Source organism: Treponema peruense, from assembly GCF_016117655.1.
Classification (GTDB): Bacteria; Spirochaetota; Spirochaetia; order Treponematales; family Treponemataceae; genus Treponema_D; species Treponema_D peruense.
Map to the genome: position 1 here is coordinate 2,550,901 of NZ_CP064936.1, position 23,010 is coordinate 2,573,910.

The following is a 23,010-nucleotide window of genomic DNA, read 5'->3' on the forward strand; positions in this document are numbered from 1 at the left end:
TTTACTTTCCCGCCTTTTCGTCAACTACAACGGTGATATGGCACATGCGCTTCAGGAGCTGATCAGCACGTCCGCGACCACGGAACCAAACTCTCTTGAGTCTTGGACCTTCATCAATACGGATTTCCTTAACGTAAAGCATATCTTCATCAAGCTTCTTGTTTTTGTTAAGTGCATTTGCAACAGCAGACTTTAAAGTACCGTTTATAAGCTTTGCACCCTTCTGAGGCATGACATCGAGGATAGCCATAGCTTCAGCACAAGATTTTCTTTTGATCACATTAGCTACAGGACGAACCTTTGTAGGTGATGCAATAAGAAATTTAGTTGTGGCTACATAACCTTTCTTTTCAGCCATAATATCCACTCCTATTTCTTACCAGCTGATTTATCTGAACCGCCATGTCCTTTGAATGTACGTGTTGCAGCGAACTCGCCGAGCTTGTGGCCGACAAGGTTTTCCGTAACATATACAGGAATCCATGACTTACCGTTATGCACTGAAATTGTATTTCCTACCATTTCAGGGATGATTGTAGAGCAGCGGGAATAAGTTTTTATTATTTTCTTATCAGCTGCCGTTGATTTGTTCATTTCGTTAACCTTTTTGTAGAGAGACTTCTCAACAAAAGGTCCTTTCTTAACTGATCTAGACACAATTAACTCCTACGCTACTTCTTGCGGCGACTAATAATGAACCGATCAGAGGTCTTTCTCTTGTTACGGGTCTTATAACCTCTACAAGGCTGTCCCCAAGGAGTAACAGGATTGTGTCCCTTACCGGCGCCTTCTCCACCACCAAGCGGATGATCAACAGGGTTCATAGCCATACCACGAACTGTCGGACGAATACCGCGCCATCTGTTGCGGCCAGCTTTTCCAAGCTTTGTATTCATACGATCTTCGTTTCCTACAATACCGATTGTTGCATAGCACTTTCCGTTAATACGGCGAAGTTCACTGGAAGGAAGACGAATAGTTACATACTCACCTTCTTTTGCAGCAACAAGAGCACCGGCACCTGCAGAACGAACAAGCTGTCCGCCACGACCAAGTGTAAGCTCAATGTTATGAACTGTAAATCCAACAGGAATTGCAGAAAGCGGAAGTGCATTTCCTACAGTAGGAGCAGCATTTTCGCCAGACATAATTTTCTGACCAACAGTCAGTCCCTTTGGAGCAATTATGTAGCGCTTTTCACCGTCAGCATAGGCAATAAGAGCGATGTCCGCACTGCGGAACGGATCGTACTCAATTGTCTTGACAGTTCCAGGAATACCGTGCTTATCGCGTCTGAAATCGATTTCACGATACTTTCTCTTATGACCACCACCCTGGTGACGTACAGAAATACGTCCGCCAGCTCCACGTCCTGCTTTAGCAGCGCGACCTGAAGTCAGGCTTTTTTCGGGTTTATCGGCTGTCAGTTCTTCACGTACCAAGTCAACACGGCCACGTGTACCTTTTGAATAAGGCTTATATATCTTAAGAGCCATATGGTTCCCCTTATTTACTGTTCAAAGGCTCAAGCGCCTTCAAACACCTTAATTGTTTCGCCAGGAGCAAGTTTAACGATAGCTTTCTTGTAGCTGGCAGTTCTTCCAGGTCTTCCACGAACCCGTTTCATTTTTCCCTGTACATTGACTGTTGTGCAGTCTTCAACTTTTACATTGAAAAGTTTGCGTACAGCTTCTTTTATTTGTATCTTTGTCGCAGAAGAAGCAACCTTGAATGTATACTTATTCTGGTCGCGAAGTGCTGTTGCTTTCTCTGAAAGAATCGGTTCAATAAGAACATCTTCGAATGTCATTATTTTGCCTCCTTATCTTCGGCATAGAATTCTGAAAGATTCTTTGCAGCACCTTCAAGCATAATTACTTTTCTTCCATAGAAAAGGTCATGTGCACGAAGACGATTGAAAGAAAGGAAATAAACATTCGGAAGGTTTCTTCCAGCCTGTTTGATAAGCTTGTCATCATCCTTAAGAAGGATAACAGTGCGCTCACCTTTAGTAAAATTGTTAAGAATTTTTACAAGATCCTTTGTCTTACCGCTTTCTACAGTGAAATCTTCCACAACAGTGAGTCTGTCGCTCTGAGCCTGAAGGCTAAGAATTGTTTTCATTGCAAGACGCTTTTCTTTCTTAGGAATTGCATAGCTGTAATCACGGGGTCTTGGTCCAAAGACAATACCACCGCCTACTGTGATAGGAGACTTTTTATCACCACGGCGGGCGTTACCAGTTCCCTTCTGTTTGTACGGCTTTGCATTGCTTCCATGAACTTCGGCACGTGTTTTTGTGCATGCTGTTCCAACGCGTTTATTTGCTAATTCGTTAGTGATGGCGTAGTAGATAACATCTTCGTTGACTGGGAGTCCGAAAATTTTATCATCAAGATTGATTGTCCTGAGTTCTTTACCATCGATTGAATAGACTTTCTTTTCCATACTATTCCTCGACCTTATTTCTTGACTGCAGCCTTAACGATAAGTGTGCAATCTTTGTTCCCAGGAACTGCTCCACGAACCATCAAAACTTTAAGCTCAGGGTCTACTTTTACAACCTTGAGATTCTGTACTGTTACACGCTCAAAACCCATGTGACCAGGCATCTTAATATTCTTAAGTGTGTGTCCAGGAGTTGTACTGCATCCAGTACCACCGGCCTCACGATGGAACTTAGAACCGTGTGTTGCACGTCCACCATGGAAACCCCATCTCTTCATTACACCCTGGAATCCCTTACCCTTAGAGGTAGCGGTCACATCGATGAAACGAATTTTCTCAAACATTTCGACACCAATCTGGTCGCCAACTTTTACATCGCCTTCAAAATCGCGAAATTCTTTAAGATGACGTTTTGGTGTAATGTCCTCAGGAAACTGCTTTGCATAAGGCTTGCTTGCCTTGTTTGCCTTGAGATCTTCAAGACCAAGAACAATAGCGTTGTAGCCGCACTTTTCCTCTGTCTTTGTAGCAACAACAGTGTTAGGCTCGACGCGGATCACGGTTACTGGTGTCAGATTACCGTTTTCGTCGAAAACTTGTGTCATTCCTACTTTTTTTGCTATCAGACCTTTCATCTGAATACTCCTATTTAGGAAGATCAGGATTTCCTTTACTTCCCTTCGGCCGCCATCCCCGATCCAGGGGACCGTTACCGTTTATTTTTGGAAACTAGGTTTCCGCAATTACTGTTTAATCTCTACATCAACACCGGCAGGAAGCTCAAGCTTCATAAGTGAATCCATCACTTCAGAACTGGGCTCGAATATGTCAATAAGGCGTTTGTGTGTACGCATCTCAAACTGTTCACGTGACTTCTTGTTAACAAAAGGTGAACGAAGAACTGTAACCTTATTAATTCTTGTTGGAAGGGGGATTGGTCCTGAAACCTTTGCTCCAGCCTTCTGAACCTGCTGTACGATATCTTTTGCACTCTGATCGATAAGAGCTACGTCAAAAGCACGAAGTCTTACACGAATCTTATCGTTTGCCATCATTCCTCCAGTCAGAAACCGGGGTACAAACCCCGATTTCTGATTATAAACTACTCAATAATCTTTGTAACCTGACCAGAGGCGATTGTGCGTCCACCCTCACGGATAGCAAGCTTAAGTCCCTCATCCATAGCAATCGGGTGAATAAGCTCACCAATGATCTTTACGTTGTCACCAGGTTTTACCATGTCTGTTCCTGGTTCGAGTTCTACAGTACCAGTGATATCTGTAGTGCGGAAGTAGAACTGTGGGCGGTAACCTGTAAAGAACGGGCTGTGGCGTCCACCTTCTTCCTTTGAAAGAACGTAGATCTGAGCTTCGAACTTTGTGTGCGGGTGAATGCTTCCGGGAGCAGCGAGAACCTGTCCGCGAATAACATCTTTCTTTTCAACACCACGAAGAAGAATACCAGCGTTGTCTCCAGCCATACCTTCGTTAAGTGTCTTGTTGAACATTTCGATACCAGTTACAGTAGAAGCCTGTGTCGGGCGGATACCAACGATTTCAACAGCGTCACCCATGTGAACAACACCGCGCTCGATACGACCAGTAACAACAGTTCCACGTCCTGTGATTGTGAAGATGTCTTCAATAGGCATAAGGAACGGCTTTTCATCGTCGCGAACAGGATCATCAAACCATGTATCCATAGCTTTAAGAAGCTCTTCGATACACTTTGTGTTCTCAGGATTGTCAGACTCGTTAAGAGCTTTGAATGCAGATCCCTGGATGATTGGTGTATCAGCAGAGAATCCGTAACCCTGAAGAGTGTCCTTTACTTCTTCAACAACGAGTTCAAGAAGATCTGGATCGTCTACGAGGTCAACCTTGTTAAGGAATACAATAATCTTGGGAACGCCAACCTGGCGTGCAAGAAGAAGGTGTTCCTTAGTCTGAGGCATAACAGAATCAGGAGCAGAAACTACGAGAATAGCTCCATCCATCTGTGCAGCACCAGTAATCATGTTCTTGATGTAGTCAGCATGTCCCGGGCAGTCAATATGTGCATAGTGACGCTTGTCTGACTGATACTCAAGGTGACGGCTGTTGATAGTAATACCACGAGCCTTTTCCTCAGGTGCATTGTCGATTTCATCGTACTTCAGAAGCTTATCACCATACTTCTTTGCGCAGTAAGCAGTGATAGCTGCAGACAATGTGGTCTTACCATGGTCAACGTGACCGATGGTTCCAACGTTCATGTGAGGTTTGGTTCTGTTGAACTCTTCCTTTGCCATGATTTTCTCCTTGCTCTACAGGTAAATAAACCTGCGGCATATGTATTTTTTATGTGCTGCACTTTAAGCCAGAAAACACCGCGCATAAAAAATGAACGATGCTTTCGCATACACACTTTACCAAGTAAAAGAGATGATTATTATGTAACGGGCAACTAACAATTTCTGTTTCATCTATTCGAAGCAGTTGGCCGCTACCACCTAACATCATCAAGTTATTTTGATAACCGGTCTGGTATTACGAACCTTCCAATTTACTGGCGTAAATATCGTTTGCATTTGCAAACTCTGTCAGAAACCCGAAATACTTAACCAATTGAAGCCCCGCCAACGGCGGAACTTTCTGCACTAGGGGGTGTGGCAACCTGAAGACTGTTGTGTAGTACAGTCAGCTTTACGGCAACCACCGGACAACCTACAAAATTGTCCGTCTGACATCTCAAAGAACCCTCTGGCGCAAAACGCGCTTTCAACACCCACTTCGGGCGTATACGGTGCATATTTTATACACTTTTTAACAAATTTATTCAATAGGTAAATGTTTATTCTGCAAATAAAAAAGCAGTTTTTTTTAATATTTAAATATAAAAAAGGCGCCATTTATAAAAAACAGCGCCTTTTCAAAAAGAAAAAGAAGAACTACCAGCGGTAGTGTGCAAAAGCCTTGTTTGCTTCTGCCATCTTGTGTGTATCTTCCTTCTTCTTGTAAGCAGAACCAGTGTTGTTGAATGCATCAAAAAGTTCAGCTGCAAGAGTCTCTGCCATTCCGTGTCCAGAACGTGAGCGTGCTGCAGTGATCATCCAGCGCATTGCAAGAGCTTCACGGCGGCTATCGCGAATTTCGATAGGTACCTGATATGTAGCTCCACCAACACGGCGGCTCTTTACTTCTACCATCGGCTTTACATTCTCAAGGGCCTTCAGGAATACTTCAAGAGGATCCTTGTCTGTCTTTGCCTTAAGTTTGTCAAAAGCATCATATATAATCTTCTGGCAAGTCTGTTTCTTTCCGTCAAGCATCATGCGGGTAACGAACTTAGAGATAACAACACTGTTGTATCTTTCGTCTGGCATAACCGGGCGGTTAACTGATTTCTTATGTCTTCCCATAGTAATTTAACCTCCTTAAAATTATGCCTTAGGCTTCTTGGCACCATACTTTGAGCGGGCACGCTTGCGTCCGTCAACACCAAGAGTATCCTTTGTTCCGCGAATAATGTGATAGCGAACACCAGGAAGATCCTTTACACGTCCACCACGTACAAGCACAACAGAGTGCTCCTGGAGGTTGTGTCCAATTCCAGGAATATACGCAGTAACTTCAATACCATTACTCAAGCGAACACGGGCAATCTTACGAAGAGCCGAGTTCGGTTTTTTCGGTGTCTGAGTCATAACGCGAGTACATACTCCACGTTTCTGCGGACAGGACTCAAGCGCGGGAGCTTTAGTTCTGTTTGCTGACGTCTGACGACCCTTACGAATCAATTGATTAATTGTAGGCATCGGCCTATTCTCCTATTTAACCGCCGAGCAGCACCTCGGACAAAATAAACATGTTAATTCCCTGAAAAGAGAAGATAAGTCTATATATAATACCGAATTCAACTGTTTTCCGTCAATAGAATTCCGATGAATCCGGCATAAATAGTTGAATTCATCCCCAAAAATTGAATTTTCAGGGATGAATCTTTACTAGTCCTCGTCGTTTCCTTCCATTCCGGCAGACATTGTGTCCATTGTCTCGGCTGCAAGGGCTTTTTCTATACGACGCTGTTCAAGGATCTCTTCCATCTTGGCATCAAGGTCGGCCGTAGAAGAGTCAGAAAGCTTAACGTTATGATACTGGCGCATACCGCTTCCGGCCGGAATCATATGACCGATAATAACGTTTTCCTTAAGTCCGTGAAGGTGATCGATTGAACCTGCAATTGCCGCATTTGTAAGAACACGTGTTGTCTCCTGGAAAGAAGATGCAGAAATAAACGAATCAGTTGCCAAAGCTGCCTTTGTAATTCCCTGGAACATCGGGCGTGCTATGGCAGGCTGTCCGCCTTCTTCAATAACGCGCTCATTTTCTTCATGGAATGTGTACTTGTCAACTGACTGGCCGTAGATAAACTTTGTATCTCCTACAGACACAATTTCTACTTTCTTAAGCATCTGGCGGATAATTGTTCCGATATGCTTGTCGTTGATGTCTACACCCTGTGCACGGTAAACGGACTGAATTTCATCCATAAGGAAGTTCTGCAGGGAATCTTCACCCAAAACAGACAGAACGTCGTGTGCATCGATAGAACCATCACTGAGCTTTTCACCTGCTTCGACTGTATCTCCGTCACGAACAAGAAGACGTTTTGTCATTGGAACAAAGTGATTAAATTCCTTGCCGTATTCATCTTCTACGATAACAGTTCTCTTACCCTTTACAATCTTTCCAAACTTTACGGTTCCTGCTATCTGTGAGATAACAGCCGGATTCTTTGGCTTGCGGGCCTCAAAGAGTTCTGAAACGCGCGGAAGACCGAGGGTAATATCGTTAGCCTTGCTTGCTTCCTTGGCAATCTTTGCAAGAGTTTCTCCTGCCTTTACCTGCTGCTTGTCTGAAGCAAGAAGGATTGCTCCTGCAGGAAGGTGGTAACTACCCTTTTCGTTTCCGTCTTCGTCAGTAATGATAATTCTTGGCTGCTTTACGTCAAGATGAAGATCACTGATACGGCGTTCAACTGCTCCTGTCTGGGGATCTGTTTTTTCAAGAAGAGTAGATCCTGTAATAATGTCCTCAAAGTGAACATATCCTGAAACTTCAGCAATAATAGGTTCGCTGAACGGATCGAATTCACCAATAGGAACATTCGCGTCGGCTACGCATCCGGCTGAAACATACTGTGAGTAAATTATTGAACCGTTGACAATCTCTATCTTCTGGTCATTACTTGTAAGATAAACGGTATTGTCGCGGATTATAATGCGTCCGTTGTCAGAAGCTTTTACTTCTTCGCCGTTATGCTTGAAAATTACATTATCCTTGCGGACGCGTGCCCCGTCGGTAACAAGAAGTTCATCAGAAGGTTCAAAACCGTACTTGTTAAAAAGTTTTGTTACAACCATTGAACCGCGACGTGTAAACAGCCAGTTGCCGTTATCCATAACAACGTGTGTTCCTTCAACGCTCTGAATATATACAGGATACTTCATTGCGATGTGGTTGTCTTCTGTTGTCTTTTCGGCGGCTCCTCCCGTATGGAATGTACGAAGGGTAAGCTGAGTACCAGGCTGTCCGATTGACTGTGCAGCGATTGTTCCGACTGCTTCACCGATTTCAACAATTTTGTTGCGTGCAAGGTCTTTTCCGTAACACTTTACACAGATTCCATGCTTGCTTTCGCAGGTAAGAACTGTGCGGAGTTTTACTTTTTCTACACCGGCCTTGTCAATCTTCTGGGCAAGAGCCTCGTCAATGTACTGGTTAACATCGCAGAGCAACTCGCCGCTTACAGGGTCAAGAACGCGCTCGATTGTATAGTGACCGGCAATTCTTGTAGCAAGAGGCACAACTACAGTGTCTCCGTCCTTGATTGCTGTGTAATCAATACCGTTGATTGTTCCGCAGTCATCTTCATTTACAACAACGTCCTGGGCAACATCAACAAGACGGCGTGTCATGTAACCGGCATCGGCTGTCTTGAGAGCTGTATCGGAAAGTCCCTTACGGGCACCGTTTGTAGAAATAAAGAATTCAATAACGGAAAGTCCTTCCTTAAAGTTTGCACGGATAGGAAGTTCAATGATGTCTCCGTTAGGTTTCTGCATAAGTCCGCGCATTGCGGCCAGCTGTGAAATCTGTTTCTTGGAACCACGGGCACCGGATGTAGCCATCATGTAGATAGTATTGAATCCGTCCTTGTCCTTGGCAAGATTGTCCATCATTATGTTGGTGAGCTTTTCGTTTGTTCTTTCCCAAACTTCAGTTACGCGGTTATAGCGTTCGTCCTGTGTAATAGCACCGCGTGACCACTGGCTAACGATGTCTTCAACTTCTTTATTGGCCTTGTCAACCATAGCTTTTTTCTCTGCTGGAACAAGGATGTCATCCATAGAGAGCGTTGCACCGTAGAACGTAGCATTTTTGTAACCGCAGGCTTTGATTGCATCAAGCATCTGGATTGTAAGCCATGCCCTGTCAGTTGCATAAAGACTGATAATCAGCTTGCGCAGAACATTTTCTTCTATAGGAGTTTCGCGGTTGTAAATCTTATTAATCTGCTTAATAAGAAGTGCGTCTCCCATTACTTTGTCCATTACTTCGGCAGAAAGTTTTTCGAACGGATACTTTGCTTCGATAAGAGCCTTGACTGCCTTGTCACTGGTCTGCTCGTTGTGATAAACGCTTTCAATCATCTTCTTGAGCTTTTTGTCGCCAAGAAGTTCATTGTAATAGTCAACTTCTGCAGGCATAGACTCATTGAATGCAAGCCGTCCGGCTGAAGTAAGAATATAGCGTCCGTCAGGATCTTTGTCTCCGCTTACGCACTTATTGAGAACAGCCTTGTGAATCTTGATTTCTGCCTGCCATTCGATAGCACCGGACATAGCAGCAAGACGAACTTCATCAGTTGAACTGAAAAGTTTTCCTGTACCCTTTGCGTTCGGCTTAATGGAAGTCATATAGTAGATTCCAAGAACCATATCCTGTGAAGGATAAACAATAGTATTTCCGTTTGCAGGGTCAAGAAGGTTTCTTGCAGAAAGCATGAGTGTCCAGCATTCCATCTGTGCCGCCTGGGTAAGAGGAACATGGATAGCCATCTGGTCACCGTCGAAGTCAGCATTAAAAGCCTTACATGCAAGAGGATGAAGCTTAAGTGCCTTTCCGGGAACAAGAACAGGTTCAAATGCCTGAATTCCAAGACGGTGGAGTGTAGGAGCACGGTTAAGCATAACAGGATGCTCGCGTACAACTTCATCAAGAATAGCATATACTTCGGCAGACTCGCTTTCTACAAGCATTTTTGCCTTTTTAATGTTAAATACAACACCCTTGTCTACAAGTTTCTTCATTATAAACGGCTTAAAAAGTTCAAGTGCCATTTTTTCAGGAAGACCACACTGCCAGAGCTTAAGTTCCGGACCTACAACAATAACTGAACGTCCTGAGTAGTCAACACGCTTACCAAGAAGATTCTGGCGGAAGCGTCCCTGCTTTCCCTTAAGCATGTCACTGATTGACTTGAGCGGTCTGCTTGATGCTCCCTTAACGACACGCTGCTTGCGCTTGCTGTTGTCAAAGAGTGCATCTACGGCTTCCTGAAGCATGCGCTTTTCGTTGCGGATAATAATATCCGGGGCAGAAAGTTGCTGAAGTCTCTTGAGACGGTTATTTCTGTTTATTACGCGGCGGTAAAGGTCATTGAGGTCGGAAGTTGCAAAACGTCCTCCGTCAAGCTGAACCATAGGACGAAGTTCCGGCGGAATTACAGGAACAACGTCAAGAATCATCCATGATGCCTTGTTTTCAGAAGAGCGGAAGTTCTCAACAATCTCTATGCGGCGAAGAAGATGCTTGTCGCTCTTTGGCCCCTTTTCTATCATCTTTGCGCGAAGTTCCGCTGCCAAAGCATCAAGATCAAGGTTTTCAAGCAAAGTCTTTATGGCTTCTGCACCCATGCCGGCAGTAAATGAACCGCCGTAGCGTTCCTGGGCTTCCATGTACTCGTCTTCAGTAAGAAGCTGGTTCTTTTTAAGGTCAGTATCGCCCGGATCAATTACGATATACTTCTCGTAGTAAAGTACCGAGCGGAGTGCTGCAACCTGAAGATCAAGCAAAAGACCCATGCGGCTCGGAACTGAATGGTAATACCAGATGTGGCTTACCGGAGCTGCAAGTTCAATGTGTCCTGTTCTCTCGCGGCGAACTTTAAAGTGAGTAACTTCAACACCGCAGCGGTCACAAATAACACCCTTGTAACGGATGCTCTTGAATTTTCCGCAGTAGCATTCCCATTCCTTTGTGGTTCCGAAAATGCGCTCACAGAAAAGGCCGTCACGCTCCGGTCTGAGTGTTCTATAGTTTATTGTCTCAGGCTTTTTTACTTCACCGTAAGACCATGCACGGATATTGTCCGGCGATGCAAGCTTTATTTTAAGACTGGCGAAATCCTGAATGTCACGCATTATCGTTCTCCTTGTCAAAACCAGAACCTGCCTTATCGATCAGTTCCTGGTCTCTTTCAGTAAGGGCAATCTGTTTTCCCTTATCATCATAGATAGTGAAATCCAACGCAAGACCGCGAAGTTCCTGTACCAAAACGTTGAATGATTCCGGAACTCCGATTGGAGCACTTGGATCACCCTTTACAATTGATTCATAAACTTTAGAACGGCCGTTCATATCATCGGACTTGATTGTCATCATTTCCTGAAGTGTATTGGCTGCACCGTAAGCTTCAAGAGCCCAAACTTCCATTTCTCCAAGACGCTGGCCTCCGAACTGGGCTTTTCCTCCCAACGGCTGCTGTGTAACAAGAGAATAAGGACCTGTTGAACGGGCATGCATCTTGTCGTCAACAAGGTGGTGAAGCTTCATAAAGTAAATTACACCGACAAAAATCGGGTTAACGAAAGTTTCACCGGTAAATCCGTCATGAACAAGCTGCTTACAGTCAGAACTAAGTCCTGCTTCCTTAAGCTTTTCGGCAATCTGCTCCTGTGAAGGTGTCTGGAAAGCCGGGGAATTATAGAATTCATTCAGAACAAGACCTGCACGGCCAAGTTCAGATTCCATAATCTGTCCGATATTCATACGTGAAGGAACACCAAGCGGGTTAAGACAAACATCAAGCGGGGTACCGTCATCGAGGTAAGGCATGTCTTCTACAGGAAGAATTCTTGCAACAACTCCCTTATTTCCGTGGCGTCCGGCCATCTTATCACCAACAACAAGCTTTCTCTTGTCGGCAATAACAACTTTGACTACTTCATCAACACCGGGGTTAAGTTCGTCGCCTTCTGTTCTCTTGAGACGCTGGATGTCAATTACAACACCCTGAACTCCGTGCGGAAGACGAAGTGAAGTATCGCGTACTTCTTTTGCCTTTTCACCGAAGATTGAATTCAACAGTTTGAATTCCGGAGTTGTCTCTGTTTCACTCTTTGGAGTTACTTTTCCAACAAGAATATCTCCTGAGCGAACTTTTGCACCTACACGGACAATACCTTCTGCATCAAGATTATCGAGTGTCTTTTCTGCAGTATTCGGAACATCGCGCGTAATCTTTTCGGGACCAAGCTTTGTTTCGCGGATTTCTGTCTGGAACTCATGAATATGTACAGAAGTGTACATATCTTCTTTTACAACACGCTGGCTGATAAGAACAGCATCCTCGTAGTTGTATCCATTCCACGGAACGAATCCGACAAGAATATTTCTTCCGAGTGCAAGCTCACCGTTGAAAGTAGCAGGTCCGTCTGCAAGAACGTCACCCTTCTTTACTTTTTCGCCAACCTGAACAGTCGGTCTCTGGTGGTTACATGTATCACTGTTTGTTTTCTGGTACTTAAGGAGAGGATACTCATCAAGTTCACCGGCCTTTGCACCTGTCGGTTTAACCTTTACAAGGTCACTTTCTACCCAGACTACTTCTCCATCGCGTTTTGCCTTGATAAGAACACCAGAATCATAAGCAGTCTTCTGTTCCATACCTGTACCTACATGAGGAGGTTCCGGGAAAAGAAGAGGAACTGCCTGACGCTGCATGTTACAACCCATCAAAGCACGGTTAGCATCGTCGTGTTCAAGGAACGGAACAAGGGAAGCAGAAACAGAAATTACCTGACGTGGAGAAACATCCATGTACTGGATATCCTTCGGAGAACGGCTGGTATAGTCACCGCGCTGGCGGCATGAAACCAGATCAGTCGGGAAAGATCCGTCGGGCTTCATGCCTTCTGTAACCTGTCCGATAGAATACTTGTCTTCGTCCATAGCTGAAAGGTAATCAACTTCGTTTGTGGCCTTTCCGTCAACAACACGACGGTACGGTTCTTCGAGAAATCCATACTCATTGACACGTGTAAAGATAGCGAGTGAAACAATAAGACCAATGTTCGGTCCTTCAGGAGTTTCAATCGGGCACATACGTCCATAATGTGTGTAGTGAACGTCACGAACTTCGAAACCTGCACGGTCTCTTGAAAGTCCGCCCGGTCCCAAAGCGTTAAGACGGCGTTTGTGTGTAAGTTCGGCAAGCGGATTACACTGATCCATAAACTGTGAAAGCTGTGATGAACCAAAGAACTCTTTTATAGAAGAAACAATTGGTTTTATTGAAATAAGATCCTGCGGCTTAAGTGTCTCAGTTTCTTTAAGATTCATTCTGTCTTTGGCAATGCGTTCCATGCGGGCAAATGCGGTCTTGAACTGATTTGTAAGAAGTTCTCCTACAGAACGTACACGGCGGTTACCAAGGTGATCAATATCATCAAGAGGTTCGTCGCCTACATAAATTTCTATAAGATGCTTCATTGTCTGAATAATATCTTCCTTTATAAGGGTAAGATCATCAACAGGCTCGGCATAGTCAAACTTTTTGTTAAGCTTGTAACGTCCAACGCGACCCAAATCATAGCGACGAAGGCTAAAGAACATGCTTGTAAGATCTTTTTCGGCAGCCTCAACAGTAATAGGCTCTCCCGGCATAAGAACAGCATAAACCTTGGAAATACAGTCTTCCTTTGAAGGCTCATCTGTAGCATTGGCTCCGTCCTTAACAAAGATAATTTCTTCACGCTCAAAGCAGTTAACAATCATCTCACTGTCAAGTGAAGGATTTCTTTCTTCCTTGCTTTCGGGATGTTTTTTTGCATTGAACTTGATTACAGAAATCTTCTTTACGCCGTTTACAACAAGATCATCTATGTCATGGGGGTGAAGTTTTTCACCCGCGCGGAACAATCTGTTTTCTTCGCCTGTAGACTCATCTTTTATAACAACAGCATCTGCAAGAACTTTTCCTACAAGTTCATCACGCTTTGCTGAATCAGAAGGAACATCAACTTCTTCTGTAAGATAGAAGCAGCGGATTATTTCTTCACGGGTTGAATATCCAAGTGCACGAAGGAAAATAGTTCCCAAAATCTTCTTTTTGCGGTCGATTTTTGCGTATATAAGTTCTTTTTTCTGGTCAATTTCAAATTCAAGCCATGATCCGCGGTACGGAATAATGCGGCTGGAATAAACATTTTTCTCATGCTGGAAAATAACTCCAGGAGAACGGTGAATCTGGCTTACAACTACACGCTCAGCTCCGTTAATTACGAAGGTTCCGCGGTCTGTCATAAGAGGGATATCACCCATATAAATATCTTTCTGAAGAATCGCTCCAGATTCCTTGAAGTTAAGATTGATGCGTGCCTTAAGCGGAACAGCATAAGTCAATCCCTTCTTCTTACATTCAAGTTCGCTGAACTTTATGTTGGCATAATCCAACTCATAAAATTCATATTCGAGAGTCATGTCGCCGGCAGGACTTTCAATCGGGAAAGTCGAAGTGAAGACTTCCTGAAGCCCCTGATTCAATAACGGCTCATTTTTATCCAGTCTTTCTTTCTGAATGAATTCCTCGTATGAAGAAAGCTGAATGTCGATAAGATTGGGAAGTTCCATGAAATCCTGGATATCTTTTCCAATATACTGACGTACAATCTTTTTGCTCTTTGCGAACATTAAATACCTCTGCGGTGTTAAAAACTGGTACACCCGGAACTGCTACAAGCAAAAACTTTGCTCAGCACAAGAACCGGTGTCCTGACAGACGTTTCAGTCCGTTTGCAGAAAGGGCGCGTCACTTCTTCTGACTAATGGTGTTTTATGACGCCTAAAGCTTCAGGAAAGATACAACTTCCCTGAAGCTTGATTTTCAAGTTTTGAGTAATCAACCCCGGCAAGCCGGGATCATATTATGTAAATCTTGATGCGTTAAAGCGAACAAATTATTTCTTGCTTGCCTTTCCGCCGGCTGCTTCGATGTCAGCAACGATCTTGTCAGCATCAGCCTTGGAAACACCTTCCTTAAGAACCTTCGGTGCGCCTTCAACAAGAGCTTTTGCTTCACCAAGTCCAAGACCTGTAATTGCGCGAACAGCCTTGATAACTGCAATTTTCTTTGCAGCGTCAACTGACTCGAGTGTTACAGTGAACTCTGTCTGCTCTTCAGCAGCAGCTGCAGGACCAGCAGCAGCAACAGCAACAGGAGCTGCGGCAGAAACGCCGAACTTTTCTTCCATTGCCTTTACGAGATCAGCGGCCTGCTGAACTGTCATGTTTGCGATTGCTTCAAGAATTTCATCATTTGTGAGAGCTGCCATATTGTCTTCTCCATAAAATAAATTACGTTCCGCTACAGAAAGAAACAAACCATTTCTTTTTATCTGTATGACGGGTATACCGGACCATCCCGGTATATATCTGCGGACAGTCGACAGCTATGAAGCCTGACCGCAGTTACAAAAAGAACCTTTACCGTGCTTACTCAGCAGCAGGTGCAGGTGCGGCTTCAGCAGCAGGTGCCTCAGCAGCGGGTTCAGATGCAGGTGCCGCTTCTGCAGCAGGAGCACTGTCTCCCTCGTTCTGTTTCTTTTCAACATATGCCTGCAATGTTCCGGCAAGTTTGCGTGCAGGACCATTGATAGCAGACATAATCATAGCAATAAGCTGCTTCTTTCCTGGGAGCTTTGAGAAAGCTTCGATCTTTGCAGCATCATAAAGTTCGTTTTCTACCCAAGCGCCCTTTACTACGAGAGTAGGAGCTTCTTTTGTGAAATCGAACATTACTTTTGCAGCTTCGTTAGCTTCTTCACCAACCATAGCAATTGCTGTTGGTCCTGAAAGATATTCAGCTACAGCGTCGTTCTTCATTTCGTCGAAAGCTACGCGGGCAAAAGTGTTTTTAATAACCTTAAGCTGTGCGTTCTTTTCGCGAAGTGAATGGCGAAGCTTTGTAATCTGCTCTACAGAAAGTCCGCGGTAGTCAATAAAAATAAAATTGCTGTAACTGCTGAGTACTTTCTTAGCATCTTCAATAGCAGCTGTTTTTGCAGCCTGGAATTTCTTTGCCATTATAGCCATTATTCTTCCTCCTTGAAGTCTACCCAAACGCCAGGACCCATAGAAGAACTAATGGACACAGAGCGTACGAAACCAGCCTTTGCATCTGCGGGCTTCTTGCGTTCAAGTTCAGTAAGGAATGTAGAAACGTTTTCTGCGGTGTCTTTTGCATCCATAGAAACCTTTCCTACCGGAATGTGTACTACTCCGCCCTTGTCGGCACGGAATTCTGTACGACCCTTCTTGAGTTCTGCAACAGCCTGTGCGATGTTGGGAGTAACAGTACCTGTCTTTGGGTTAGGCATAAGACCCTTGCGGCCCAAAACCATACCAAGACGACCAACATCCTTCATCATGTCAGGAGTAGCTACAGCAACGTCAAAGTCGAGCCAGCCGCCCTTTACCTTGTCGATGTACTCTGTTGAACCTGCATATGTGGCACCAGCTTCCAAAGCTTCCTTTACACGATCTTCCTTACAGAAAACAAGAACGCGCTTTTCACCGGTAAACTGATGGGGGAATACGAGTGTATCACGAACAGTCTGGTTCTTCTCAAGGCGAAGAGTTACAGAAAGTTCTACAGTCTCGTCAAACTTTACGTAGTGAAGATCCTTCACAAGCTGACAAGCTTCTGTAACACCATAGTGCTTTGTTACATCGTACTTTTCCAATGCTGCGAGGTATTTCTTTCCGTGCTTCATTATTCAGCCTCCACTTCTACACCCATACTGCGTGCAGTACCGGCGATAGTTTTCTTTGCAGCCTCAATATCATTTGCATTAAGGTCAGGAAGCTTCTGAGCTGCGATTTCCTCAAGACTCTTGCGTGAGAGAGTTCCTACCTTGTCGCGAAGCGGATTGCCGGAACCCTTCTGAATTCCGACAGCCTTCTTGATAAGAACAGCTGCTGGCGGTGTCTTAAGAATGAATGTGTAAGATTTATCCTGATATACAGTGATAACTACAGGGATGATAAGTCCCTTTTCCATGCTCTTTGTTCTGTCATTGAATTCCTGCACGAACTTAGGTGCTGAAACTCCATGAGGTCCAAGAGCTGGTCCAATTGGCGGGGCCGGCGTTGCAGATCCTGCGGGACACTGCAGTTTGATGATTGCCGTAACCTTTTTTGTGGCCATATTGTATCTCCTTAAATTGGTGTGGGTGTCCGTAAAGCCGGTACCCTAGCGAAGCGCCTATGTCCAACGGACTTACACTTCTCCCAAAATTAGAAAAAGGTGTATCCACAGAGGATCACCGAATTCTCTCAAAGAACAAGACACAAAAGCCCACCACATGAATAGCGGCAGGCCGTGCTGAAACAGATTATATTTTCTCTACCTGAAGAATATCGACTTCTACAGGTGTTGCGCGTCCAAAAATCTGAACATTGACACGCAACTTGTTTTTTTCTGCATTAACGTCTTCTATCGCACCGCTAAAACTTGCGAAAGGACCTTCTGTAATCTTAACCTGGTCTCCAATCTCAAAGTTCTGCTTGATACGGACTGACTTTTCGCCCTTAAGCTCGCCTGCAGCCTGAAGAAGATTTTTTGCTTCATCGGCAGAAATCGGACGGGGACGTTCTGAAGGATTTGTTCCTACAAAACCTGTAACACCCTGAATACGGCGAATCTGCGCACATGTATTCTTCCAGCCGACCTGAGGAAGATCCATCTCTATCATGATGTATCCTGGAAGAATCAGATTGTTGCGGGTATGTTTCTTACCATTGCGTACATCTACAACTTCTTCTGTCGGAACTTTAATCTGAAGAACAACAGCAGGATCAAGTTTGTTTTCTGCCAGAAGTGTATTGAGCGTACGATTGATTTTTTGTTCGTAACCTGTATATGTATGAAGGATATACCAGCTTCTTGCCATCAGTCTGTCCTACCTAGAAAATAAGACGCAGACCTTCTGTAAACAACCAGTCAAGAAGGCCAAGAATAAGAGCAACAACAATAGTAGAAATGAAAACAACTTTTACTGAAGAAAGAACTTCGCTACGGGTAGGCCACACAACTTTCTTTAATTCACCTACACACTCTTTGCAAAACTGTCGAATCTTACCCATTTTCATCCTCTATATCTTGAAAATTTTACAGGCCAGGCAGGACTCGAACCCGCGACAACCGGTTTTGGAGACCGGGACTCTACCAACTGAGCTACTGACCTAGATATAACAAGATCTTCTCTATTGAAAAGACCGTGGTATAAGTTTTTATTTTGCCTTTGTTTCTTTGTGCAGAATTTCCTTGCGGCAGAACGGGCAATACTTATTCTTTTCAAGTTTACCGGTGATGTTTTTGCGGTTCTTGTATGTTGTATAATTCTTGCGCTTGCACTCCGTGCACTGTAAGGCTATGATTTCTACGGCTGACTTTTTCTTGCTTGCCATGACCTTGCTCCTTAAAAATTTTATTGAAAGCTCCCGAGCGGAATCGGACCGCTGACCTCATCGTTACCAACGATGTGCTCTACCGACTGAGCTACAAGAGCGTTACAATATGCGTTTTGTTACTATACAGAAATTAAAACTTTATGTCAATATAAACATCGTTCAAACAGACATAAATTCAATAAATATCTGGAATTCGGGCTTATTTTGAAGCTTCCTGGGTAAGAAGCGAACCTGCAGGAACAGACTTTGTTACCCAAGTATTTCCGCCTATGACACTTCCCTTTCCTATAATTGTTTCACCGCCAAGAATTGTTGCGTTTGCATAAATTGTCACATTGTCTTCTATAGTTGGGTGACGCTTTTTGTCCATAAGCTCTTTTTTTACACTAAGCGCACCGAGCGTTACGCCCTGGTAAATTTTGACATTGTTACCGATAACACATGATTCTCCGATAACTACGCCTGTTCCGTGGTCAATAAAAAAACTTTCACCTATTGTGGCACCCGGGTTTATGTCGATTCCGGTTTTTCCGTGCGCATATTCACTCATTATTCTGGGAATAACAGGAACGCCGCTTTTGCAGAGAAAATGCGCCACCCTGTAAACTGAAATTGCTTCAAGTCCGGGATAGGAAACTATTACTTCTTCATTTGATTTTGCGGCCGGATCACCTGCAAAGGCTGCCTGTACGTCAAGCCCGATTTTTCTGCGGATTTCGGGAATTTCTTCTATTAATGCAATGGAAGCCTGTTCGGCAAGGTTAAAACAGTGTGACTGTTCAACAGCATCATCACGCACGATGAAAAAAAGCGCTTTTTTTATTTCGCGGGTAAGCATTCCGACTATGCGGTTTACACGGGCGCCGGTTACAAATTTGAGCGTCATGGAATCCAGACTTTCATCTACTCTGTAACCGGGGAAAATAAGGGACTGAATATCCTGAAGAACATTTATTACATTCTGGCGGTTGGGGAAATTTGCAGCTTCATCAAGGTTGATTCCGCCGTATTTCTGATAAGATTCAAGAATCTGCTCTACAGCATTGTCTATTTTACTCATGCGATTGCCCCCACGTAAAAAAAATAGAGGCGCCAAATGATAACATCACCCGGCGCCTCTACCGTGTGGTTTCCCACACATCGGAGAGAGTTTATCAGCTTATTTACAAGCTGGTTATAATTTAACATAACACTAATAAAATGTCAAGTTTTTGTTGACATTCAATAATTCAAAATAATTCAAAAGCGATAAATGCTTTAACTTGACAGAAAATATAATATAATATTAAATATAAAAAAAATGTTAGGAGAGGTTTTTATGAAATCCCTTAAATTCATAATTTTATTTTTATCGTTTCAATTGTCTGTAAGCTGCTCTGGTCTTTTGACACGATTTGATGCACCTTATTCACCAATAACTGATATTAGTGCATCTTTGTCTTTTGATAATATTACAAATCAGGGTTTTATGGGCGGTTCTTTACCATTTAGCGCTAAGAATATTTCCTCTAGCCCTTTAAGAGAAAATGCTTTTATTGCTGTAAGATTGGGCACAGTAAAAAGAACTGATATTGATAATACTCAGAGCGTTTTTGAAGATATTCCAGAAGAAGCATGTTACGGTATAATAAAAATAAAAGATATTAATACAAAAAATCTTTCTTTTTCCTGTCAATTCTTTGATGCTGATAAAAATATTTCTTCAATAAAAGAATTTTCAATTAAAGAAAACCAAAGTGTTGATATTAATAATGATGGTTTTCAGGATTTATCATTTTACAAATCAACTGATAAAAGAATTGGATTTGAAAATGCTATGTATTTAACATTCAATAGCTCCCAAGAAAATAAAAAAACAACTATGTTTGCTGTTCTTACGGAACAATATCCAAATTCAGATTATCCAGGTGGATTAATCGGTATTAATCCGAGTGGTAATTTTATTTTATCCAAATATACAACTTCTGGGGAAAGATCTGTATTGGGCTCTTTCAGAACTGGAGACTATGTTCTTGATTCTGTTGAAGGTACATATAAGAAAATTAATTGTTTAGATTTTACAGGCAGTTCAAGAGAAGTTTTAGATACAGAATTAGAAAGTATTGATGAATGTGCATCAGGTATTTCATATTTATTTGATTCAAAAGAATTTATAGATGGTTATGACTCAGATTTACTTCTAAGTAATCTTAGTATTATTTTAAAATTACAAACACTATATAATGAAAAATCTTCAATAGATAACTTAAACTCAATTTTAAGAGAGCGTAACTTGCTTCAGAAATTATTAGAAGCTGGGCTATTCGAAGATAATGTTGATGATGTACAAGAAATTATTAATGAAATATATGCATACTCAGAAACAGAATTGATTCACTTAAATAGAAGTTTTATAGAATTACTTTACCCAGAATTATGTCCTAAGTTAGTTGTTTCTTCAAATATCTATACTGAGATTATTCCTTTAGCGAGTGTAAAGTTTGGATCGTCTGAAGAAGAAACCTCTTGTAGTGATTATATTAAATCGCGAAGTGCATTAACAGCAAATGAATATGAAATAGAGAAAGCTGCTTTGTATTCAAAGTATAAAAAATATATTGAAGTAAAAAAACAGGAGATTACATTGCCAAAAAGTATTCCTGTTGGCAAAGGTAGTGTAAATATTGTATTTACAAATTCCTACTTAGCAATTGGAGTTACAGGTAGCTTTAATTCAACATGGGGTAGTGTTAAGTCAACGGTTAAAGGATGTGTTTATATAACAGCCGATACTAATATTGATGCAGATGTTTCTTATGAAAGAGATTTGTTTAACCCAAATTACAGGATTGAATATCCAATACAACTTTATGGTCCTGTTATTCTTTCCCTTTCTGCAAATGTGGGTATTTCTGTTCCTTTGAAGATAAATGTATCAGAATCAAAAAAATTAAATTACAGAGCAACTTTTACAGGCTTGTATGAAGCTGGATTTGATGTTGGTTTAAAATATGGAGTAAATTGGAAAAAAGCTTGGTTCGTTAGCATTCCAAAACCATATGCAGACTGGTCAGGTAGAAAACTTTGGAATGCAGATACAATTTCTTTTTCTTCATCCCAGCAGAAGGAGTCTGTTACACATGAGCGATCTTATGCGAGAATTGGAGCTAAAGCATATGCTTCTTTTGGTGTAGATATATCAAAAATTGTATGGGGAGATATTACTGCTAGTACAGGAATTTATTCTCAATTTGATTTAATTTACCTAAATTCATATTTAACCGGAAAAGCAACAATTACCCCTGAATTGAATCTGGCAGCTAATGCTTTTATAGGTATAAAAGATATTCCTTTTATAGGCCAATTGGGTAAAAGTTGGTCATACGATATTTATAAATATAATAAGCCAATGGCAAGTTATACTTTATTTAATACTAAAGTTTCAGATTTGAAATGAGGCAGTAGAAGAAATTATGAAAATGCATTTTATTTTTCTACTACCATTCTTGTTTTTTTCATGTTCTACTTTCAAAACATTGGATAAAACCATTTACATACCAAAGAACTCTGTATCTTATGGAAATATTTGCAATAAATCGAGCCAAAATATTTCCGGAGAAAATGATATTTTGTATGAAGGTAAGTTAAAGCCTGCGTGGAGTTCTTCATTAATCTATTTGAATATTGCATATTCGAATGATATAGATGCAAAAAAATGGACTGGTACTGTTGTTTCCGATGAAAATGAAAAAAATATCGAAGTAACGTTTTGGCATAATCTGAGCAAAACTTCAAAACGAAAAATAAAAATTCTTAAAATAGAAGGATTTGATGATTTTCTTAAGATTGAGTGTCCAAAGTTGTCTGATGATTACTTATATAGTAAAAACTTTCCACAGACTGTGTTTAGTTTCAAAAGTAATAATAAGAAGTATTCTGTTAAAATGACTAAAATAAAGATACCGGCAATACAAACGGAAGGTGTTTGTAACGAAACAGATACTTTCTTATTACCAGAACAGGTTTTTATTATTCAAAATTCCCGCAATGAAGTTTTGGCTCAATTTACAGAATTTGGTTTTCAATTATTTTCTGAAAATGATTTCGAAAATGGTATTTGCAAAGATGTAATTGAGTTTTGCATGATTTTACGGGATATCTGTAAAAAAGTGAGCGAATTGTAATCACAGATTCTTTATTCTCTGCTTGCCTTCAACAACCTGTCTCATAACTTCTACTTTGTGTTCATCCATATAATTCATAGCTCCTTTATTATACCAAAAGTGTCAGAATCCCTTTCGGAATTTTTGGACAAAATCGCTTTTGAATTATTTTTTGAAGATCTTTTGTTGACATTTTAGAGAAAGACACGCAAACTGGGAAAAATGAAAAACAAGCGCTTTTATATTATGGATTTTGTGGCCGTAGCGGTTTTTCTTGCCCTGTTTGCAGTAGTTTTTGTAAATGCACGTAGAAATTCCGGCAGCAATGACACGGTTTATATTCAGGCTGGGAAAAACACATACGCATATTCCCTTAAAAAAGACGGAATCTACTCTATTCCCGGTAAAATCGGCGACTCTGTAATTGAAATTTCCGGTGGAACAGCACGGTTCGCCGATTCCCCCTGTGAAAATAAAAGTTGCGTACTTTCGGGAAAAATTTCACACGCAGGTGAATGGGCTGCCTGTCTGCCGAACGGAATTTCCATAAGAATAGACGGGTCGCAAAAAGATTTGGACGCTACTGCAAAATAGATTATATTGGAATACGGTTATCTGTGGAG

General features: G+C 42.1%; 23 protein-coding genes and 2 tRNA genes. 3 read left to right on the forward strand and 22 right to left on the reverse strand.

What is annotated here, in order from left to right; translation table 11 throughout:
* Nucleotide 1: 1 nt before the first annotated feature.
* From rplV to epsC, 22 genes are all read right to left on the reverse strand, one after another.
* Nucleotides 2-358, reverse strand: a complete 357-nt coding sequence (gene rplV, locus IWA51_RS11790) for a 50S ribosomal protein L22 (RefSeq protein ID WP_177528775.1) — start codon at nucleotides 356-358, stop codon at nucleotides 2-4.
* Nucleotides 359-369: 11 nt separating this feature from the next.
* Nucleotides 370-657 (reverse strand): 30S ribosomal protein S19, encoded by a 288-nt coding sequence (gene rpsS / locus IWA51_RS11795; RefSeq protein ID WP_177528776.1) that lies wholly within the window; start codon nucleotides 655-657, stop codon nucleotides 370-372.
* A 14-nt stretch (nucleotides 658-671) separates the two neighbouring features.
* Nucleotides 672-1,496, reverse strand: coding sequence for a 50S ribosomal protein L2 (gene rplB / locus IWA51_RS11800; protein ID WP_177528777.1), 825 nt, complete (start codon nucleotides 1,494-1,496; stop codon nucleotides 672-674).
* Between the two features lie 29 nt (nucleotides 1,497-1,525).
* Nucleotides 1,526-1,810 (reverse strand): 50S ribosomal protein L23, encoded by a 285-nt coding sequence (locus IWA51_RS11805; protein ID WP_177528778.1) that lies wholly within the window; start codon nucleotides 1,808-1,810, stop codon nucleotides 1,526-1,528.
* Complete coding sequence (rplD, locus tag IWA51_RS11810) at nucleotides 1,810-2,448, reverse strand: 50S ribosomal protein L4 (RefSeq protein WP_177528779.1); 639 nt, start codon at nucleotides 2,446-2,448, stop codon at nucleotides 1,810-1,812. Before rplD ends, IWA51_RS11805 begins: the two co-directional genes overlap by 1 nt.
* Before the next feature lie 14 nt (nucleotides 2,449-2,462).
* Complete coding sequence (gene rplC / locus IWA51_RS11815) at nucleotides 2,463-3,083, reverse strand: 50S ribosomal protein L3 (protein ID WP_177528780.1); 621 nt, start codon at nucleotides 3,081-3,083, stop codon at nucleotides 2,463-2,465.
* A 108-nt stretch (nucleotides 3,084-3,191) separates the two neighbouring features.
* Nucleotides 3,192-3,500 carry a 30S ribosomal protein S10 gene (gene rpsJ / locus IWA51_RS11820; RefSeq protein ID WP_177528823.1) on the reverse strand — a complete coding sequence of 103 codons (309 nt, stop codon included), beginning with the start codon at nucleotides 3,498-3,500 and terminating at the stop codon, nucleotides 3,192-3,194.
* 50 nt (nucleotides 3,501-3,550) lie between these two features.
* Entirely contained in the window at nucleotides 3,551-4,738 is a 1,188-nt protein-coding gene (gene tuf / locus IWA51_RS11825; RefSeq protein ID WP_177528781.1) for an elongation factor Tu, read from the reverse strand.
* Nucleotides 4,739-5,377: 639 nt separating this feature from the next.
* On the reverse strand, nucleotides 5,378-5,848 hold the full coding sequence (gene rpsG, locus IWA51_RS11830; RefSeq protein WP_177528782.1) for a 30S ribosomal protein S7: 471 nt from the start codon (nucleotides 5,846-5,848) through the stop codon (nucleotides 5,378-5,380).
* 21 nt (nucleotides 5,849-5,869) lie between these two features.
* Nucleotides 5,870-6,244, reverse strand: coding sequence for a 30S ribosomal protein S12 (gene rpsL / locus IWA51_RS11835; protein WP_177528783.1), 375 nt, complete (start codon nucleotides 6,242-6,244; stop codon nucleotides 5,870-5,872).
* Nucleotides 6,245-6,433: 189 nt separating this feature from the next.
* On the reverse strand, nucleotides 6,434-10,915 hold the full coding sequence (gene rpoC, locus IWA51_RS11840; protein WP_177528784.1) for a DNA-directed RNA polymerase subunit beta': 4,482 nt from the start codon (nucleotides 10,913-10,915) through the stop codon (nucleotides 6,434-6,436).
* The gene (gene rpoB, locus IWA51_RS11845; protein WP_177528785.1) at nucleotides 10,908-14,465 is read right to left on the reverse strand and encodes a DNA-directed RNA polymerase subunit beta; all 3,558 of its coding nucleotides are present in this window, start codon (nucleotides 14,463-14,465) and stop codon (nucleotides 10,908-10,910) included. The genes rpoC and rpoB overlap by 8 nt, the downstream gene beginning before the upstream one ends.
* A gap of 266 nt (nucleotides 14,466-14,731) precedes the next feature.
* A complete protein-coding gene (rplL, locus tag IWA51_RS11850; RefSeq protein WP_177528786.1) occupies nucleotides 14,732-15,106 on the reverse strand; it encodes a 50S ribosomal protein L7/L12 in 375 nt (124 codons plus the stop codon).
* Nucleotides 15,107-15,266: 160 nt separating this feature from the next.
* Nucleotides 15,267-15,866, reverse strand: coding sequence for a 50S ribosomal protein L10 (gene rplJ, locus IWA51_RS11855; protein WP_177528787.1), 600 nt, complete (start codon nucleotides 15,864-15,866; stop codon nucleotides 15,267-15,269).
* Nucleotides 15,866-16,546: a 50S ribosomal protein L1 gene (gene rplA / locus IWA51_RS11860; RefSeq protein WP_177528788.1), complete on the reverse strand. Its 681-nt coding sequence runs from the start codon at nucleotides 16,544-16,546 to the stop codon at nucleotides 15,866-15,868. The genes rplJ and rplA overlap by 1 nt, the downstream gene beginning before the upstream one ends.
* Nucleotides 16,546-16,980: a 50S ribosomal protein L11 gene (gene rplK, locus IWA51_RS11865; protein WP_177528789.1), complete on the reverse strand. Its 435-nt coding sequence runs from the start codon at nucleotides 16,978-16,980 to the stop codon at nucleotides 16,546-16,548. The genes rplA and rplK overlap by 1 nt, the downstream gene beginning before the upstream one ends.
* Before the next feature lie 187 nt (nucleotides 16,981-17,167).
* Entirely contained in the window at nucleotides 17,168-17,725 is a 558-nt protein-coding gene (nusG, locus tag IWA51_RS11870; protein ID WP_177528790.1) for a transcription termination/antitermination protein NusG, read from the reverse strand.
* A gap of 13 nt (nucleotides 17,726-17,738) precedes the next feature.
* The gene (secE, locus tag IWA51_RS11875; RefSeq protein WP_177528791.1) at nucleotides 17,739-17,918 is read right to left on the reverse strand and encodes a preprotein translocase subunit SecE; all 180 of its coding nucleotides are present in this window, start codon (nucleotides 17,916-17,918) and stop codon (nucleotides 17,739-17,741) included.
* A 28-nt stretch (nucleotides 17,919-17,946) separates the two neighbouring features.
* Nucleotides 17,947-18,019, reverse strand: a tRNA-Trp gene (locus tag IWA51_RS11880).
* A gap of 46 nt (nucleotides 18,020-18,065) precedes the next feature.
* Nucleotides 18,066-18,242, reverse strand: coding sequence for a 50S ribosomal protein L33 (rpmG, locus tag IWA51_RS11885; protein WP_177528792.1), 177 nt, complete (start codon nucleotides 18,240-18,242; stop codon nucleotides 18,066-18,068).
* A gap of 28 nt (nucleotides 18,243-18,270) precedes the next feature.
* Nucleotides 18,271-18,343: transfer RNA gene (locus tag IWA51_RS11890), tRNA-Thr, on the reverse strand.
* A 101-nt stretch (nucleotides 18,344-18,444) separates the two neighbouring features.
* Nucleotides 18,445-19,305, reverse strand: coding sequence for a serine O-acetyltransferase EpsC (gene epsC, locus IWA51_RS11895; RefSeq protein ID WP_177528793.1), 861 nt, complete (start codon nucleotides 19,303-19,305; stop codon nucleotides 18,445-18,447).
* A gap of 258 nt (nucleotides 19,306-19,563) precedes the next feature.
* On the opposite strand from epsC, the gene IWA51_RS11900 reads away from it, so the two are divergent.
* The 3 genes from IWA51_RS11900 to IWA51_RS11910 all read left to right on the forward strand — a co-directional run bounded on the left by IWA51_RS11900 (nucleotide 19,564) and on the right by IWA51_RS11910 (nucleotide 22,981).
* Nucleotides 19,564-21,681, forward strand: coding sequence for a hypothetical protein (locus tag IWA51_RS11900; protein ID WP_177528794.1), 2,118 nt, complete (start codon nucleotides 19,564-19,566; stop codon nucleotides 21,679-21,681).
* Nucleotides 21,682-21,760: 79 nt separating this feature from the next.
* Nucleotides 21,761-22,408, forward strand: coding sequence for a hypothetical protein (locus IWA51_RS11905; protein WP_177528795.1), 648 nt, complete (start codon nucleotides 21,761-21,763; stop codon nucleotides 22,406-22,408).
* 201 nt (nucleotides 22,409-22,609) lie between these two features.
* Nucleotides 22,610-22,981, forward strand: coding sequence for a NusG domain II-containing protein (locus IWA51_RS11910; protein WP_198442552.1), 372 nt, complete (start codon nucleotides 22,610-22,612; stop codon nucleotides 22,979-22,981).
* Nucleotides 22,982-23,010: the final 29 nt, after the last annotated feature.

What these genes read in the sequence shown, in the direction of transcription:
- rplV (WP_177528775.1), bottom strand. Translation starts at nt 358, where the DNA reads ATGGCTGAAAAGAAAGGTTATGTAGCCACAACTAAATTTCTTATTGCA.
- rplB (WP_177528777.1), bottom strand. Translation starts at nt 1,496, where the DNA reads ATGGCTCTTAAGATATATAAGCCTTATTCAAAAGGTACACGTGGCCGT.
- IWA51_RS11805 (WP_177528778.1), bottom strand. Translation starts at nt 1,810, where the DNA reads ATGACATTCGAAGATGTTCTTATTGAACCGATTCTTTCAGAGAAAGCA.
- rplD (WP_177528779.1), bottom strand. Translation starts at nt 2,448, where the DNA reads ATGGAAAAGAAAGTCTATTCAATCGATGGTAAAGAACTCAGGACAATC.
- rplC (WP_177528780.1), bottom strand. Translation starts at nt 3,083, where the DNA reads ATGAAAGGTCTGATAGCAAAAAAAGTAGGAATGACACAAGTTTTCGAC.
- rpsJ (WP_177528823.1), bottom strand. Translation starts at nt 3,500, where the DNA reads ATGGCAAACGATAAGATTCGTGTAAGACTTCGTGCTTTTGACGTAGCT.
- tuf (WP_177528781.1), bottom strand. Translation starts at nt 4,738, where the DNA reads ATGGCAAAGGAAGAGTTCAACAGAACCAAACCTCACATGAACGTTGGA.
- rpsG (WP_177528782.1), bottom strand. Translation starts at nt 5,848, where the DNA reads ATGGGAAGACATAAGAAATCAGTTAACCGCCCGGTTATGCCAGACGAA.
- rpsL (WP_177528783.1), bottom strand. Translation starts at nt 6,244, where the DNA reads ATGCCTACAATTAATCAATTGATTCGTAAGGGTCGTCAGACGTCAGCA.
- rpoC (WP_177528784.1), bottom strand. Translation starts at nt 10,915, where the DNA reads ATGCGTGACATTCAGGATTTCGCCAGTCTTAAAATAAAGCTTGCATCG.
- rpoB (WP_177528785.1), bottom strand. Translation starts at nt 14,465, where the DNA reads ATGTTCGCAAAGAGCAAAAAGATTGTACGTCAGTATATTGGAAAAGAT.
- rplL (WP_177528786.1), bottom strand. Translation starts at nt 15,106, where the DNA reads ATGGCAGCTCTCACAAATGATGAAATTCTTGAAGCAATCGCAAACATG.
- rplJ (WP_177528787.1), bottom strand. Translation starts at nt 15,866, where the DNA reads ATGGCTATAATGGCAAAGAAATTCCAGGCTGCAAAAACAGCTGCTATT.
- rplA (WP_177528788.1), bottom strand. Translation starts at nt 16,546, where the DNA reads ATGAAGCACGGAAAGAAATACCTCGCAGCATTGGAAAAGTACGATGTA.
- rplK (WP_177528789.1), bottom strand. Translation starts at nt 16,980, where the DNA reads ATGGCCACAAAAAAGGTTACGGCAATCATCAAACTGCAGTGTCCCGCA.
- nusG (WP_177528790.1), bottom strand. Translation starts at nt 17,725, where the DNA reads ATGGCAAGAAGCTGGTATATCCTTCATACATATACAGGTTACGAACAA.
- secE (WP_177528791.1), bottom strand. Translation starts at nt 17,918, where the DNA reads ATGGGTAAGATTCGACAGTTTTGCAAAGAGTGTGTAGGTGAATTAAAG.
- rpmG (WP_177528792.1), bottom strand. Translation starts at nt 18,242, where the DNA reads ATGGCAAGCAAGAAAAAGTCAGCCGTAGAAATCATAGCCTTACAGTGC.
- epsC (WP_177528793.1), bottom strand. Translation starts at nt 19,305, where the DNA reads ATGAGTAAAATAGACAATGCTGTAGAGCAGATTCTTGAATCTTATCAG.
- IWA51_RS11900 (WP_177528794.1), top strand. Translation starts at nt 19,564, where the DNA reads ATGAAATCCCTTAAATTCATAATTTTATTTTTATCGTTTCAATTGTCT.
- IWA51_RS11910 (WP_198442552.1), top strand. Translation starts at nt 22,610, where the DNA reads ATGAAAAACAAGCGCTTTTATATTATGGATTTTGTGGCCGTAGCGGTT.